Source organism: Stenotrophomonas maltophilia (assembly GCF_900186865.1).
Taxonomy (GTDB): domain Bacteria; phylum Pseudomonadota; class Gammaproteobacteria; order Xanthomonadales; family Xanthomonadaceae; genus Stenotrophomonas; species Stenotrophomonas maltophilia.
In genome coordinates this window covers 2,232,289-2,248,443 of the sequence record NZ_LT906480.1, presented here as the reverse complement: position 1 = coordinate 2,248,443, position 16,155 = coordinate 2,232,289, and the positions used below count along the sequence as shown (strand labels likewise).

13 protein-coding genes are annotated in these 16,155 nt (G+C 66.8%); 4 read left to right on the top strand and 9 right to left on the bottom strand.

The window, feature by feature from the left end; translation table 11 throughout:
- Window positions 1-24 precede the first annotated feature (24 nt).
- Together CKW06_RS10905 and CKW06_RS10900 are read left to right on the top strand one after the other, a co-directional pair.
- Window positions 25-1,008 (top strand): LysR substrate-binding domain-containing protein, encoded by a 984-nt coding sequence (locus CKW06_RS10905; protein WP_414489718.1) that lies wholly within the window; start codon window positions 25-27, stop codon window positions 1,006-1,008.
- Between the two features lie 63 nt (window positions 1,009-1,071).
- Window positions 1,072-3,018 carry an EAL domain-containing protein gene (locus CKW06_RS10900; RefSeq protein WP_024956908.1) on the top strand — a complete coding sequence of 649 codons (1,947 nt, stop codon included), beginning with the start codon at window positions 1,072-1,074 and terminating at the stop codon, window positions 3,016-3,018.
- Here the strand turns inward: CKW06_RS10900 and CKW06_RS10895 are convergent.
- The gene (locus CKW06_RS10895) at window positions 3,015-3,626 is read right to left on the bottom strand and encodes a TetR/AcrR family transcriptional regulator (RefSeq protein ID WP_024956909.1); all 612 of its coding nucleotides are present in this window, start codon (window positions 3,624-3,626) and stop codon (window positions 3,015-3,017) included. The two genes, CKW06_RS10900 and CKW06_RS10895, sit on opposite strands and share 4 nt — an antisense overlap.
- 104 nt (window positions 3,627-3,730) lie before the next feature.
- Between CKW06_RS10895 and CKW06_RS10890 the strand changes: the two genes are divergently transcribed.
- Both CKW06_RS10890 and CKW06_RS10885 read left to right on the top strand, forming a co-directional pair.
- Window positions 3,731-4,807, top strand: a complete 1,077-nt coding sequence (locus tag CKW06_RS10890; protein WP_024956910.1) for an MBL fold metallo-hydrolase — start codon at window positions 3,731-3,733, stop codon at window positions 4,805-4,807.
- Between the two features lie 168 nt (window positions 4,808-4,975).
- Entirely contained in the window at window positions 4,976-8,095 is a 3,120-nt protein-coding gene (locus CKW06_RS10885) for a discoidin domain-containing protein (protein ID WP_024956911.1), read from the top strand.
- Between the two features lie 58 nt (window positions 8,096-8,153).
- Here CKW06_RS10885 and CKW06_RS10880 read toward each other — a convergent pair whose 3' ends face one another.
- The 8 genes from CKW06_RS10880 to msuE all read right to left on the bottom strand — a co-directional run bounded on the left by CKW06_RS10880 (window position 8,154) and on the right by msuE (window position 16,116).
- Window positions 8,154-9,131 (bottom strand): ABC transporter substrate-binding protein, encoded by a 978-nt coding sequence (locus tag CKW06_RS10880; protein WP_024956912.1) that lies wholly within the window; start codon window positions 9,129-9,131, stop codon window positions 8,154-8,156.
- 15 nt (window positions 9,132-9,146) lie between these two features.
- Window positions 9,147-10,892 carry an amino acid ABC transporter permease/ATP-binding protein gene (locus CKW06_RS24085; protein WP_024956913.1) on the bottom strand — a complete coding sequence of 582 codons (1,746 nt, stop codon included), beginning with the start codon at window positions 10,890-10,892 and terminating at the stop codon, window positions 9,147-9,149.
- The gene (locus tag CKW06_RS10870; RefSeq protein WP_024956914.1) at window positions 10,889-11,440 is read right to left on the bottom strand and encodes a GNAT family N-acetyltransferase; all 552 of its coding nucleotides are present in this window, start codon (window positions 11,438-11,440) and stop codon (window positions 10,889-10,891) included. The genes CKW06_RS24085 and CKW06_RS10870 overlap by 4 nt, the downstream gene beginning before the upstream one ends.
- Window positions 11,437-12,657: a M20 aminoacylase family protein gene (locus tag CKW06_RS10865; protein WP_024956915.1), complete on the bottom strand. Its 1,221-nt coding sequence runs from the start codon at window positions 12,655-12,657 to the stop codon at window positions 11,437-11,439. Before CKW06_RS10865 ends, CKW06_RS10870 begins: the two co-directional genes overlap by 4 nt.
- Window positions 12,658-12,661: 4 nt before the next feature.
- Entirely contained in the window at window positions 12,662-14,005 is a 1,344-nt protein-coding gene (locus tag CKW06_RS10860; protein ID WP_005409343.1) for an LLM class flavin-dependent oxidoreductase, read from the bottom strand.
- Between the two features lie 17 nt (window positions 14,006-14,022).
- Window positions 14,023-15,000, bottom strand: a complete 978-nt coding sequence (locus CKW06_RS10855) for an MsnO8 family LLM class oxidoreductase (protein ID WP_005409342.1) — start codon at window positions 14,998-15,000, stop codon at window positions 14,023-14,025.
- A gap of 14 nt (window positions 15,001-15,014) precedes the next feature.
- Window positions 15,015-15,377, bottom strand: coding sequence for a DUF3088 family protein (locus tag CKW06_RS10850; protein ID WP_005409341.1), 363 nt, complete (start codon window positions 15,375-15,377; stop codon window positions 15,015-15,017).
- Window positions 15,378-15,534: 157 nt separating this feature from the next.
- Window positions 15,535-16,116: an FMN reductase gene (msuE, locus tag CKW06_RS10845; RefSeq protein ID WP_024956916.1), complete on the bottom strand. Its 582-nt coding sequence runs from the start codon at window positions 16,114-16,116 to the stop codon at window positions 15,535-15,537.
- Window positions 16,117-16,155: the final 39 nt, after the last annotated feature.

Sequence of the window (16,155 nt, the reverse complement as noted above, 5' to 3'; positions counted from 1 at the left end):
GCGTGGCCAAGCGCCACCGCATTGATGCTATCGACGACGCTATTGCGTAAGAATCCGTCATTCGCTCCATGCTTTAATGACACAAACGTCATCAATGGTCACGTCATGGACAGCTTTGCCGGTCTCAGCCTCTTCGTTCTGGTCGCCGAGGCACGCAGCTTCGCGGCCGCAGCACGACAGCGTGGCATCACCCCTTCGGCCGCAAGCAAGACCATCGCCCGGCTGGAAGAGCGCCTGGGCGCCCGCCTGCTGAATCGCAATACCCGCAGCGTCAGCCTGACTGCCGAAGGCGAGCAGTTCCTTGAACGCTGCCGCCGCATCATGATCGAGGTCGCTGCGGCAGAACGCGAACTGACCGATGCCCAGGCCGCGCCCAGCGGTCGCCTGAAGGTCAGTCTTCCACTCGCCAGCGGTCTGATGCTGCCGGTGCTTTCGGCGTTTGCGCAGCGCTTCCCCGCCATCGAACTCGACCTGCACTTCAGCGACCGCCTGGTCGATGTCATCGAGGAAGGCTTCGATGCCGTCGTCCGCACAGGCAGCCCCGCCGACTCCCGGCTGCACGGCCGCAACCTCGGCAGTACCCGCCTGCTGTGCGTGGGCGCCCCTGCGTACTTCGCCCAGCGCGGCACGCCGCAGCACCCGGACGAGCTGAGCGGCCACGCATGCCTTCTCCATCGCTTTCCCGGCACCGGCCTGATCGAACGCTGGCCACTGCCCGCACGTGAGGGAGGCGCTGAAACCCGGCTGACTGCCGCAATGACCGCCAATCATCTTGAGACGATCCTGCACATGGCCATCGATGGCCATGGCATTGCGTGCCTGCCCGACTTCGCCACGCGTGATGCGCTGGACCGCGGTTCGCTCGTCAGCGTTCTGGACCCATGGAGCACTGAGCGAAGCACCTTCTGGGCCCTCTGGCCAAGCCATCGCCATCAGCAGCCGCGTGTGCGCGCGTTTGTCGATTTCATGGCCGAACACCTCCTGCCCGAACGCAGCCAGCGCAATTGAACCTGCGCGCTGCTGCGACTACGCTGCTCGTCACTGGCCGTCGGTCACAGGCGGGAACCTGCTATGGATGCGCTTTCACGGGTCTCGGCCCAGGTCCTGGACAGCGCCCTGCCCAGCCTGCCGCTGTACCTGCTGCAGGCCACGGCGGTGATCGGCATGATCGGCGTGCTGCTGATCGCCACCCGCCGCGCCGGCCACGCCATTGAAGGCCGCCGCCTGTATGTGGGCGTGGCGCTGGGCCTGATCTACCTGTTCAATTCCTGGTTCGTGGCCCGCTACAGCCAGGGCGTGGTCAAGCTCCACCTGGGTTTCGACATCCTGCTGGTCAGCGGCCTGCTCGGCGGCTGGCGCGGTGGCCTGGCCTGCCTGGGCGCCAGCCTGCTGGCCCGCTACCAGTTCGCCGGCACCCAGTATTTCCTGCCTGCCGGCCTCGAGGCCACGCTGCAGATGCTGGCCGGCGTCTGGCTGCGCAGGTGCCTGCACCCGCGCATGCTCAATGAACTCTCGCTGCGCCTGATCCTGCAGGCCTGGGGCGTTCGTATCGTCGTCACTGCGTTGGGCCTGGCACTGGGGGTAGCAATCATCGGCGTCCATCAGCTACCCGTGGAGGAGTTGGCAATCCAGCGCCTGCTGGCACTGCCACTCTCACTGCTGATGCTCGGCGCGGTGTTCGCACTGGTCTACAACGATGCGCAGATCGATGCACAACGCCAGCGCGAACAGGCCTGGCTGCGCATCGATCCGATCAGTGGCCTGCCCAACATGCGTGCGCTCGGCGAACGCCTGCAGCACTACTGGCGCGACAACGACGGCATCGGCAAGGCCTGCCTGATCGTGGCCGAGATGGGCAACCTGCGCGATCTGCGCCTACGCTATGGTCCGCTGCAGGACAACGGTATCTGGCAGCGCGACAGCACCGAAGAAGTACATCGGCTGCTGCCCTCGCTGCCGTCCGCGCAACTGGAGATCTACCAGTTCGGCGATGCCGCGCTGGCGATCCTGGTGCGCGACCTGACCTTGTCCGAACTGCGCACGCAGCCCCAGATCACCGAGCTGGCCAGCAACCTGGCCGAGCAGGTCGGCCGCGATTGGCCCGGTTTCCGGCCGCTGTTCCGCTGTGCAGTAGTCGAATTGAAGCCCCCCGTAGATGCCGACGAAGGACATCTTCCGTTCCGTGCGATCACCGTAGCACTGAGTGCGATCGAATCCGGCGTCGTGTTCTTCGACGACCCGATCCAGCGCGACAGCGAGATCGACGCCCTGATCGAAGTCGCTCTCGAACGTTGGCTGCAGCAGGGCGACGCACCGCTGTGCTACCAGCCCAAGCATCGCCTGCAGGATCGTCAACTGGTCGGCGCCGAAGCACTGCTGCGCATGCGCGACGGCGAGGGCCGGCTGATCGCGCCGATGCGGGTGATCTCCCTGCTGCGCCGGCAGGGGCGATTGGCTGAACTGGAATGGGCCACGCTGCAGTCGGCCATCCACTTCCTGCAGCAGTGCCGACGCGATGGCTGGCAGCTGAAGATCGCAGTGAACGTTTCGGCCGAGTCACTGCGCCTGCCCGACTTCGGCCTGCGCCTGCAGGAACTGCTGCAGCTGCACGATGTGCCTGGCGTGATGTTGCGCCTGGAGATCGTCGAATGGACCGAGATCGTCGAGCGCGACGTGGTAGATGCCAACATCGCACAGCTGCTGGCGGCAGAGGTCACCCTGTCGCTGGATGATTTCGGCGCTGGCTATTCAACCCTGATCCTGCTCTCGCAGCTGGCCATCGCCGAGGTCAAGATCGAACAGGCGCTGATCGCCACACTGTCCGACGCCAAGTCGCAGTCGATCGTGCGCTTCATCGTCGAGGTTGCGCACCGCTGCGGCGCGATCGTGGTGGCCGAAGGTACCGAAACCCTGGCGCAGGAGCAGAAGCTGCGGGCCCTGGGCGTGGATGTCGGCCAAGGCTATCTGTACTCGGCGGCGCTGCCGGCCGACGAGTTCCTCCGCTTCGCCGCCAGCTAGACCGCGTAGAAACCCAGGAACATCGCCACCGCCGATTCGGCCACGCGTGCACGCTCCTGTGCGTTCAACGGCGCCTGCCCCATCGTAACTTGGGGCCAGAACGCAAAGCTCTTCACCAGCCCGTGCAGCTGGTGGCCAGCAAATTCCGGATCGACCTCGCGCAACCGGCCATCAGCGATGGCCGCGCGGATCCATGCACTCTCGCCGCTTTCCTTTTCACCCATGCGGCAGACGATGGCCTGCGCACGCTCCGGTGAGTGGATGATCTCGGCCATCGCCACCCGCGCAAGGTCGATGAAGTTGGCATCGCTGAGCAATTCCAGCTTCTGCCCCAGCAACTGCAGCAGCTGCGCCTGCAGCGGCTGGTCGGCGCGGTACGGCAATGTGTCGCTGGCCACGCTGCGCTCCCACAGCTCCTCCAGGATCATCGAGAACAGCGCTTCCTTGCTCGAGAAGTGGTTGTAGACGGTGCGCTTGGAGACCCCGGCCGCCTCGGCAATGCGGTCCATGCTGGTCGCCTCGTAGCCCGCGGCACGGAACTCCTCCACCGCCGCGCGCACGATGGCTTCGCGTTTGCGGTCGGTCAGGCGTTGCGGGGCACGGGGCATGGCGGGAACCGGATAACTGAACGGATGCCTCCATTTTACACTCGGCAGTGTACTTTTGGAAAATCCGAAACTACACTGTGCAGTGTACTCAGCGGACGTCACCCATGAAGCGCCTGCTCCTTGTCCTCCTGCTTGGAATCCTCGCCGTGACCGCCTACACCTTCTGCAAGTCCTGGTCCCTCCCCGACTTTCCCGAGTCGCCGCAGTACCGTGATGGCAAGTTCCGCAATGCCCTGCCCCGTCCAGCGATGGGCCTGCGCGACGGCCTGGAGATCTGGTGGACGTTCCTGTTCAACAAGCCCAAGGGCACCGTCCCGGCCCACCCCATTCCGGTGCAGCCGCTGGACCGCGCCACCCTGGACGCCGCGCCGGACCGCAGCCTGTTCCGGCTGGGGCACTCCACGATCCTGCTGAAGCTGCGCGGCCAGTACTGGCTGACCGACCCGGTGTTCTCCGAGCGCGCCTCGCCGGTGCAGTGGATGGGCCCGGCGCGCTTCCATGCGCCGCCGATCAGCATCGACGATCTGCCGCCGATCGCCGGCGTGATCCTCTCGCACAACCACTACGACCACCTCGACCATGCAGCGGTGATGCAGCTGGCCGGCAAGACCGCGCGCTTCATTGCACCGCTCGGCGTCGGCGACCAGTTGATCGCCTGGGGCATGGACGCCAGCAAGGTCGAACAGCTGGACTGGTGGCAATCGACCGAGGCCAATGGCCTGCGCCTGACCGCCACCCCCGGCCAGCATTTCTCCGGCCGCGGACTGGGCGACAGTGATCGTAGCCTGTGGGCGTCATGGGTGATCCAGGACGATGATTTCCGCATTTTCTTCAGCGGTGACACCGGCTACTTCGATGGCTTCAAGGCCATCGGCGAAAAATACGGTCCGTTCGACCTGACCATGATCGAGACCGGTGCCTACGATCCGCGCTGGGCGTTCGTGCACATGCAGCCGGAACAGACGCTGCAGGCGCACCTGGACCTGCGCGGCAAGTGGCTGCTGCCGATCCACAACGGCACCTTCGACCTGGCCCTGCACGAATGGCAGCAGCCGTTCGAGCGCATCACGGCATTGGCGGCCGCAAAGAATGTGCCGGTGGCCACGCCGATGATGGGCGAAGCACTGGACATGCAGGCGCCGCAGGCGGGTACGCGATGGTGGGAGACGGTGGAGCTGTAACGGCATGACGGGGTGTCATGTGCTCCAAGGCCCGGTAGAGCCGTGCCATGCTCGGCTGCGCCTACAACAGAATCGGCCTGCGGCGCTGCAGTGCGTCATGTAACCGGTTACAGCCCTTGCTAGCGTAGCGCTCGCCCGATTCCGGTCGATCCTGCGAGGCTGCCAGTAATGACGTTGCGCGCCGAACGCTCCAAGGTCTCTACCCCGCTTTTCCCGTTGCGCCCTGCCGCGGCCCTGCTGTTGGCCGCCCTCGCCTCCAGCGCACAGGCACAGACCCTCCCCCCGCGCAGCCAATGGCAGGCCAGCAGTTCCTCGCAGCAGGTGCCGGCGATGGCAATCGGCCACCTGATCGACGGCGACCCGAAGACCGTGACCGGCGGCGCCTTCAGCCCCGGCCACTGGTTCCAGATCGACCTGGGCGCGCCCACCCTGCTGGTCGGCGCGCGCCTCACCTGGGATGTCTCCAATCCGGAAGGCTATTCGCTGCAGACCTCACTGGATGGCACGCAGTGGCAGACCGCGTACACGATGGCCGATTCACTGGGCGATGTGGAAACGCTCTACTTCGCGCCGCGGCAGGCGCGCTACCTGCGGCTGGCCAGTCCGCAGCGCACTTCCGACTGGGGCGTGTCGATCTTCGAGATGGAGCCGCTGGACAGCACGCTCAGCGCACGCATCAGCGGTATCGATGCAACGCAGGCAGCAGCGCTCTGGCAAGGCGGCGGCACCGTCCCGATTCCGGCCGGGACAAATGGATCCCATGCGTTAGAGATCACGCTGCCGCAGGCTCAATCGACGGCTGGTCTGGTGGTCGACTGGGCTGATGGCAGCCGCGGCCCTGCCCGATTGCAGGTTCAGGATGCACAGGGCCGGTGGCAGGACCTCGCGCACGATGCGCAGGCGGCCAGCCACCGCCAGAGCTGGCTGGCCGCCAATTCCGCACAGGCCGTGCGTGCATTCCGCCTGAGCGTGGATGGATCTGCACCAAAGGTGGCACGCCTGCGCCTGCTCGGCCCGAAAGCCGTGATGACGCCAATGAAGCAGTACCAGATTGCCGCCAGTGGTGCGCAGCGCGCGTTGTTCCCGGCCTCGCTGCAGATGCAGCAGACTTACTGGACCGCCGTCGGCGTGCATGCCGGGCGACAGAAATCGATCTTCGACGAGTACGGCAATCTGGAAGCATTCAAGGGCGCGCCGCTGGTGCAGCCGATCTGGCGCAGCGCCGATGGGAGCACTGCGGGTGCGGCCGGGCAGAACGTGCAGCATGCATTGCGGGACGGCTGGAAGCCGATGCCCTCCGCTACCTGGTCACCGCAACCCGGCCTGGAGCTGCGCAGTGAAGTGTTCGCCATCGAGCGCAACGGCCAGCCGGTAACGTTCCTGCGTCATCGCCTGCGCAACACCGGCGGCACCAGGATCGACGGCACGCTCAGCCTGATCGTGCGCCCGATGCAGATGAATCCACCGTGGCAGAACGGCGGGCTGTCACCCATCCGCGATGTGGCGATCGATGGACAGGCCGTGCGCATCAATGGACGCACGCTGCTGCAGTCGCTCACGCCGGTGACTGCGTCCGGCGCGGCGCCGTTTGGCAGGGATGGCGCAACGGAAATCACCGCGACCCTCGCTGCCGGCCAGCTGCCCTCCACGCAACAGGCGCGCGACGACGAGGGTCTTGCCTCGGCTGCGTTGAACTACCGCGTCTCGTTGGCGCCGGGAACCAGCGATGCCATCGTGGTCGCGTTCCCGCTGGGTACTGCCACCGCCGATAGCAAGGGCGCACTGCCCGAGGCGCCCGCGCTCGATCTGGCCACGCTGCCCCGCGATGCCAATACGGCGTTCGATTCCCTGGCCACGCAGGCCTCCGCGGACTGGCAGGCACGGCTGGGCCAGGTCGGGCTGCGCCTGCCCGATCCTTCGCTGGTCGACATGCTGCGCGCGCAGGCCGCCTACATGCTGATCAACCAGACCGGCCCTGCCATGCAGCCCGGGCCCCGCAACTACAACCGCTCTTTCATCCGCGACGGCATGGCCACCTCGGCGGTGCTGCTGCGCATGGGCGAAGCACGCGTCGCGCGAGACTACCTGGCCTGGTACAGCGAACACGGCGTGCATGCCAACGGCCTGGTCTCGCCGATCCTCAACGACGATGGCAGTGTCAACACCGGCTTTGGTTCGGACATCGAGTACGACAGCCAGGGCCAGTACGTGGCGTTGGTGGCCGATGTCGCGCGCCTGGATGGCGGGCCCGAGTCGGTACGTGCCTATCTGCCGAAAGTGAAAGCGGCGCTGCGCTTCCTGCAGGAACTGCGCGAGCGCACGCTGCTGCCCGGCTACAAGGCCGACCAACCGGCGCCGGAGCGATTCGCGGGCATCCTTGCGCCGTCGATCAGCCATGAGGGCTATCCGTCGCCCACCCACAGCTACTGGGATGACTACTGGGGACTGAAGGGCTGGCACGACGGCGCGTGGCTGGCCGAGTCGCTGGGCGACCATGAAACCGCCCGTTGGGCGCGCGAACAGTACACGCTGCTCTACGACGCGCTGCACGCCTCTATCCGGGCGACGATGGCGTGGAAGGGCATCGACTTCATTCCCTCCTCGGCCGACCTGGGCGATGGCGATCCAACCGGCGTATCGATCGCACTGGACCCCACCGGTGCGCAGAGCGTGCTGCCCGCCGAGGCACTGCGGACCACCTTCGCGCGTTATCTGGAGGATGTGCGCAAGCGCAGCCAGCCCGATGCGCTGTACGCCTATACGCCGTATGAGATCCGCAACGTGCTGAGCTATGTGCACCTGGGCCAACCGCAGGTTGCCGATGAGCTGCTGCAGGGACTGCTGCATGATCGGCGCCCGCTTGAGTGGCAGGTACTGGCCGAGGTCGTGCACTCGCGGCTGCGTTTCCCCCGCTACCTGGGCGACATGCCGCATACCTGGATTGGTGCCGAGTACGGCCGCACGCTGTTCAGCATGCTGATGCGCGAAGACGATGATGCGTTGTCATTGCTGCCGGGCACGCCGCCGTCGTGGGTGGCGGGCGATGGGTTGGCGGTGGAGCGGCTGCCGACCGCGTATGGCACGTTGCAGATGCAGGCGCGGCAGCGCGACGGCACGCTGACGGTCACGCTGGGCAAGGGGTTGCGCAGCGGGACGGCAGTGAAAGTCTGGTGGCCGGCGCGCACCATGCCGAAGACGGTGCGTGTGGATGGGCATAGCGTTTCCGACTTCGATGCCGAGGGTGTGCGGCTGGCGAAACCGTTCAAAACGCTGGAGGCGCGCTGGTAAAGCAGCCGAGCAAGGCTTGGCTCTACAAAGCGGGGGGTCACCCGGGCCACGCCCGGTGTCATTGCAACGTTGGCAACCCCGGCGGATTGGTCTGCGACTGCGGCACGGCCTCCTCGGCCACGTTCCATCGCTTCAGCGCCTGCGCATAGGTACCACTGGCAATCTGCGTGTTCAGCGCCTGCGTCACCGCATCAGCCAGGCCGCTGCCCTTGCGGGTGGTCACCGAGATCGCCGCAGCGTTCGGCCATCCGCCGGGGAACAGGCCCACGCGCCGCACCTTGCCGTCGCGTGCCGAGTACGCGCCGGTGGCATTGGGCTCGAACGAGACATCGGCCCGCCCGGTGATCACCGCCAACCGGCCGACCACCGCGTCATCGAAGTACTGGTACTCCACCGGCTTCAAGCCGGCAGCGATGTTCTGCTGGTCCCACTGCCGCAGGATCTGGTCCTGGTTGGTGCTGGCACCGACCACCACCTTCAGCCCGGCAACGTCGGCCGGCTTTTCGATCTTCTGGATCGGCCCATCAGTGCGCGTGTAGATGCCCAGCAGGTCGTAACGGTAGCTGGAGAAATCGAACTTCTTCTTTCGCTCCTCGGTGACCGTCACGTTCGACAGCACCGCATCGTACTTGCCCGATTCCAGCCCCAGCGGCCAGTCGGCCCACGCCACCGGCACGATCACCAGCTTCAGGCCCAGCGCATCGGCGATCAGCCGCGCGATGTCCGGCTCGATGCCGACTACGTCCTTGCTGTCGGCGCCGTAGTCGGCCAGCGGCAGCTGCCCCGGATGGGTCGCCACGGTGAACGCCCCCGGCGTGACGAAGCGGTAGCCAGCCGGAATCAAGGCCTGCGCCTTCGGGTCGAGCGTGCCCTTCAGGATGGCGGTGTTCGCGCCGGCCAGGCTGGTCGCGGCCACGGCGCCGGCATCCGGGGCCTGGCGCACGCGCGAATAGACGATGCCGGCGATGCCGATGACCAGCACGCCTGCGATCAACAAGGTGCTGCGTGAGGGGCGACGGGGTGCTGCAGGGCTCATGGCATTCCTTGAGGGTTACAGGGTCTTGGCCAGGAAATCGGCGGTGCGTTGCTGCCGCGGGCGCTCGAACAGGGCCTCGGGCGTGCCCTGCTCGATCACCCGGCCCTGGTCCATCATCACCACGTGGTCGGCCACGCGGCGGGCGAAGCTCAGCTCATGGGTGACGATCACCAGCGTGGTACCCGAACGGGCCAGTTCTTCGATCACGCTCAGCACTTCAGCCACCAGCTCCGGGTCCAGCGCCGAGGTCGGCTCATCGAACAGCAGTACCTTCGGCTGCAACGCCAGCGCGCGGGCAATCGCAATGCGCTGCTGCTGGCCACCGGACAGCTGGCGCGGGAACGCATCGGCCTTGTCGGCCAGGCCGACCCGTTCCAGCAGCGTGCGCGCCTGCTGCTCGGCCTGCGGTCGCGGCACGCCGCGCACCGCGATCGGCGCCTCGATGATGTTCTCCAGCGCGGTAAGGTGCGGGAACAGGTTGAAGCCCTGGAACACCATGCCCACTTCGGCACGACGGCGACGGATCTCGCGCTCGGGCAGTTCGTACAGGGTGTCGCCATCGCGGCGGTAGCCGATCAGCTGGCCGCCCACGGTCACATAGCCGCTGTCGGCGCGTTCCAGATGATTGATCAGCCGCAGCAGCGTGGACTTGCCGGCGCCCGAAGGGCCGATCAGCACCGTCACGCTTCCAGCGCGCAGGTCCAGGTTCACGTCGTCCAGCACCGGCTGATCGCCGAACACCTTGCCCACACCATGCAGCGACACCGCAGCGCCCTCGCCCGCTTCAACCTGGGTGGCGATGCGCGGGCGGTTGGCCACGCGCTGCGCGGCATCGCTCTGCACACGCGGAGGCGATGACACCCGCGACACCGAGCGCTCGCGCTGCAGTTGGCCGCGCGCGAAGCGCTGTTCCACGCGCCGCTGAAGCAGCGACAACACGGTCAGGATCACCAGGTACCAGACCGTGGCCACCATCAGCAGCGGCACCACTTCCAGGTTGCGGCGGTAGATCACCTGCACGGTGTAGAACAGCTCCGGCAGCGCCAGCACGTAGACCACCGAGGTGCTCTTGGCCAGGCCAATCACATCGTTGAACGCGGCCGGCAGGATCGAACGCATTGCCTGCGGCAGGATGATGCGGCGCACCTGGCGACCGCGCGGCAGGCCGAGTGCGGCCGCGGCCTCGTACTGGCCGTGGTCGACCGAGAGGATGCCACCGCGGATCACCTCGGCCGAGAACGCGGCCTGGTTCAGGGTCAGGCCCAGCACCGCGGCGGTGAACACACCGATCAGCTGCGTGGTCGGGTACGAGAACAGGCTGATGCCGGTGAACGGCACGCCCAGCTCGATGGTGCTGTACAGATAGCCCAAGTTGTTCAGCAGCAGCAACAGCACCAGCAGCGGGATCGAGCGGAACAACCACACGTAGCCCCACGACACCGCCGACAGCAGCGGCGAACCAGAGACGCGGGCCAGCGCAAGCAAGGTGCCCAGCGCGAAACCGAGACCGGTACCGAGCGCGGTCAGCAGCAGCGTGCGGCCCAGGCCCTCGAGCACCGGGCGTGCGAAGAACCACTCAGCGAACGTGCCCCAGCCCCAGCGCGGATTACCCAGTACGGACTGCAACCCGATCAGGATCAGCGCCAGTGCCAGTACTGTGCCGAACACCTGCAGCGGATGCCGGGCCGGCACGATCTTCAACGCGGGCGCTGGCGCGGGCCGGGTTGCAATGCCATTCAGCGCGGTCGAAGGCGTGCTCACGCGTGGGCTCCTTGCAGCTGGGTCTGCGCAGGCACGATGACGGGCGCCGCTGCCCGCAGGTGCTTTTCGAACGGCAGGTGCGCAATGGTTTCGGGATCCGCATCCAGATCGAACAGCGCGGTGTAACCATGGCTGAGGTACAGGCCAACCGCTTCAGGCTGGCGGAAGCCGGTGGTCAGGAACACCCGCCGGTATCCTTGCCGCGCCGCCTGGTCTTCCAGCTCCTGCAGCACGCGCCGCGCGATGCCCTGGCGGCGCAGCCCGGGCAGCGTCCAGATCCGCTTGAACTCGGCGGTATCCGGATCGCGGTGCGGCATGAACGCGCCGCCGGAGATCGCCACGCCATCGCGCAGCAGCAGCACGAAGGCACCTACCGGGGCAGCAAAGGCCTGCGCCGGGTAGCGCTGCAGTTCCTCGCGGGCGCTGCCGCCGATGCGTCGGCGCACGTCGGCGTAGCGGCTGTCGTACTCCTGTTCCAGGCCATCGAACAGAGGCCGTGCCAGCGGATCATTCACCGAGGTGTAGAAGAAGCGTTCGTTGCTGCTCATGCCACCTCCTTCACCAGATAGTCTTCGGCCAGCCGTGCCCACAGGCTGGCGGCGGGTGCGATTGCGGCGTCGTTGAACACGTAGCGCGGGCTGTGCAGCGGCGCGCTGTCGCCGTTGCCGACGAACACGAAACTGCCCGGCCGCGCCTGCAGCAGGAAGGCGAAATCCTCGCTGGCGGTGCGCGGCGCGAATTCGGGCACTACGTGTTCACTGCCGAAGCCCTGCAGCGCCACCTCGCGGATGTAGGCAGTCTGCTGCGGGTGGTTGATCACGCTGGGGAAACCGCGCGGGAACTCGATCTCGGCGCGCGCACCGAACGCGGCAGCGGTCTGCTCGGCAATCCCGGTGACCCGGCGCCGCAGGGTGTCGCGTACCTCCGGCAGGTAGGCGCGCACGGTCAGTTTCAGCTCCACCACGTCCGGAATCACATTGGCGGCCTGCCCGCCGTGGATCGAGCCGACGGTGACCACACCCATCTGCCGTGGATCGACGTTGCGTGACACCACGCTCTGCAGCGCAGTGATGATGTGCGCGGCGACCAGAATCGGATCCACGCTGCCCTGCGGCTCGGCACCGTGGCCACCCTTTCCGATCACCTTCAGCCGTGCCCAGTCCAACGACGCCATCGCCGGGCCATCGACAAAGCCGAAGTGGCCCACCGGCACGCCCGGCCAGTTGTGCAGGCCATAGATCGCGTCCACCGGGAAGCGCTCGAACAGGCCGTCGGCAATCATCTTCGATGCGCCCGAACCCGTCTCCTCGGCCGGCTGGAACACCAGCTGCAGGGTGCCGTCGATATTGCCGTGATGGGCCAGGTAATGCGCGGCGGACAGCAGGATGGCGGTATGCCCATCGTGGCCACAGGCATGCATCAGCCCTTCGTTCTGGCTGGCGTAGGCCAGCCCCGAGTCTTCGTGGATCGGCAGTGCATCGATGTCGGCGCGCAGGCCGAGACGACGGCCGCCCTGCCCGCGTTGCAGCGTGCCGACAACGCCTGTGCCACCGAGCCCGGTGGTGACCTCATAGCCCCACTGTTGCAGCAGCTCGGCCACACGGGCGCTGGTGCGATGCTCCTCGAAGGCCAGCTCCGGATGCCGGTGCAGGTCATGGCGGATCGCGATGGCCGCCTCGGCGCGTGCCGCGATTTCGGGCAGCACGCCGATTGACGCGGGGTCTCGCCGGGCATGGCCGGGCGCTACCGAATTCTCTCCGCTCATCGCCCTACCCCGCCTTCCGCGCCGGTTCGGCATCGGCCGCATACCGGCTGGCCTTGTACGGCAGTCCCAGATGCTCACGCAGGGTCTGCCCCTGCAGCTCACGCTGGTGGTAGCCGCGGGCCTGCAGGATCGGCAGCACCTGGGTCACGAAATCATCCAGGCCTTCGCGCTGTGCGGCAAAGCCGAGAATGAAGCCGTCGCTGGCACCGGCGTCGAACCAACGGATCAGCTCATCGGCCACGTGCTCCGGCGTGCCGATGAAGTTTGGTCGCGGGCTCACCGCTTCAAGCGCCACCTGGCGCAGGCTCAGCCCCTTCTCACGCGCATCCTGCTTGATGCGGTCGGTGGTGGAACGGAATGAGTTACTGCCGATGTCACCCAGCTCCGGGAAAGGTGCATCCGGATCGTACTGGCTGAAATCGTGGTGATCGAAGAAGCGCCCCAGGTACGCCAGTGCATCCTCCAGCGTAGCCAGTGCGGCGATCGCCTGATACTTGGCTTCGGCCTCCTCGGCCGTGCGGCCGACGATGGGACCGATACCCGGGAAGATCTTCACGTCATTGCCGCTGCGGCCGTGCGCGATCGCCGAGTTCTTCACCTTCTGGGTGAACGCGCGGGTTTCTTCCAGCGATGGCGAATGGGTGAACACCGCATCGGCGTACTTGCCGGCCAGCGCGATGCCATCATCAGACGAACCGGCCTGGAAGATCACCGGCTGTCCCTGCGGCGAACGCTGGATGTTGAGCGGGCCTTCCACCTGGAAGAAGCGGCCTTTGTGGTCGAGCCGGCGGAACTTCTCCGGCGCAAAGAACGTGCCGCTGTCGCGCTCGCGCACGAAGGCGTCGTCATCCCAGGAATCCCACAGTCCCTGCACCACCTCCAGGTACTCGTCGGCGATCTGGTAGCGCAGCGCATGCTCCGGGTGCGGCCGGCCATAGTTGCGACCCGAACCTTCCAACGGTGAGGTCACCACGTTCCAGCCAGCACGACCGCCACTGAGCAGATCCAGCGAGGCGAACTGGCGGGCCACCGTGAACGGGTCGCTGTAGGAGGTCGACAGCGTGCCGGCCAGGCCGATCTTCTTCGTTGCCGTGGCCAGTGCCGACAGCAGCGAGATCGGCTCGAAGCGGTTGAGGAAGTGCGGAATCGACTTCTCGTTGATGTACAGGCCGTCGGCAACGAAGCCGAAGGCGATGCCGTTGTCCTCGGCGGTGCGCGCAATGTCGATGTAGAACTGCAGGTTGACGCTGGCATCGGCCGGGTTGGACGGATGCTTCCAGGCATGCATATGGCTGCCGGGGCCCTGCAGCATGATGCCGAACGGAATGTGGCGCGGAGTGGTGCTCATGGAATCGCTCCTGCAGGTCAGGCCACCGCCGCGCGCGGCGCGGGCGACAGCAGTTCAAGGGATGTCAGGCGTGCGTCGAGGTCGGCCACCGGCGCATCGAGGATGAATTCACCCACGCCGAAGCGCCGGTGCAGCGCGTCCAGTTCGCCGCGCACGTGCTGCGCATCGCCGGACAACACGCTCGGACGTGTTTCCTCGATGCGGAAGTCGGCCACGCCCACCTGGCGTGCGTACTCGGCAGCCGCCTCTGGGCTGGGCAGGTTCACGGTCTGCCCGGGACCGAGGTGCAGCTTGTAGACGCGCAGCGCACCAATATGACGCGCAGCGGCTTCGGCAGTCGGCGCGGCGAAGGCCACCGTAGCCAGCAGCGGTGGCTGCGAGGAGACGCTGCGGTAGGCGTCGAACGCGGCCTCGATGTGCTTCGGGTCGCCGTCGAAGTGCGCGGCGTAGACGAAACGCCAGCCCAGCTCGGCCGCCTGCCGTGCACTCTGCGGGCTGGCACCGAGCAGGAAGCGCTCCGGCGCCTGCTGCGGAATCGGCCGCGCCAGCACATCGGCTTCGGCGCCGGACAGATAGCCCTCAAGATCGCGCAGTTGCTGGTCGAAGTCGGCAAACGCCGGCCGCCCCGCTGCCAATGCAGCGGTAGATGCCGGCAGGCCGCCGGGCGCCTTGCCCACGCCCAGATCCACGCGCCCTGGCGCCAGCGCCGCCAGCAGGTTGAAGTTCTCCGCCACCTTGTACGGCGCGTAGTGGCGCAGCATCACCCCGCCACTGCCGATGCGGATGCGCCGGGTCTGCGCCAGCACCCAGGCCGCCAGAACTTCCGGTGCGGGGCTGGCCAACGTCGGCGCGGCGTGGTGCTCGGCAAACCAGTAGCGGTGATAGCCCAGCTGTTCGGCGCGCTGCGCCAGCTGCAGGCTGTTGCGCAGCGCCTGCTCCGGCGAGGCGCCTTCGGCCACCGGGCTCTTGTCCAACACGCTGATCTGATAGCTCATGGTCGCGTCCTCGCTCAGGGATGGGCCACGGGGATGCCGAGCAACCCGTTCAGCGCGGCCAGGATCGGTTCGGCACCGGAGATGTACTGGCGGTCCTGGTGCACGCCACTCGCGAGGTCACTGCGCACGCCCTGCGGCAGCACCAGCTTCGGCAGCGACTGGTCCTGCTCGCCGATTTCGGCGATCACCTCCCGGCGCGGCCGTGCGAAACCGATGCGGCGCACGTCCAGCTGCGCGTCCAGGCCGTCGATGCTCGACAGCGCACCTTCCAGCAACAGGCTGTGCCGGCAGAAGAAGCGCTGGCCGGGAATCTGTCCGTCCTCGAACTCACGGTCGAGCAGGAACAGGATGGGCTTGTCGGTTGCGTCCAGACTCACGGGGTCGTCCTCATCGGGGGGCGGCAATGCGATGCCGCTTCGATATCGATGCTAGAGATGACGGCGGTCGGCACGGCGATGCCAGGCGACAATCGGCGGTCAGATCCGGCCATGCAGATGCGCCTTGGCCATAAGCAAAGCGCCGCCGGTTATGCCGTCAGGCGATCCTTCGCAGCGGCGCCGGTACCGCCAGCGCCTGCGAAGCCAGATGCCCTGCCGCGCGCTCGGCCGCCAGTGCGATGCGCGCCTGCAAGGCTGCACTGTTGATCTGCTCGCCATCGAAGTCGGCAGGCGTGGCATACACCCCGATCGGCAGCGTGTGCGCCTGCAGGAAACTGAACAACGGCCGCAACTGGTGGTCGATCACCAACGCATGGCGCTCGCTGCCACCGGTCGCCGCCAGCAGCACCGGCGTATCCACCAGCGCTTCCAGCCCGATGAAATCGACCAGGTGCTTGAACAACCCGGGATAGGAACCGCGATACACCGGTGCCGCGACCACCAGCAGACCGGCCGCCTCGATTGCCTGCAGTGCCTGCTCTACGGCTGGCTCCGCTTCATCGCGCGACAGCGACTGCCCCAGCGAACGCGCGATCGGCGCCAGCTCCACCAGCTCCACGCTGGCATGCACCCGCTGCTGCAACGACGCCAACAAGTGCCGCACCAGCAGCAACGTGCGCGACGTCGCCGAGCTGGTCGGTGATCCCACCACTGCCACCACCTTCAATGCAGAAGACATGAAATGCTCCTCGATGATGCCGAACCACGTCCGGCCGCC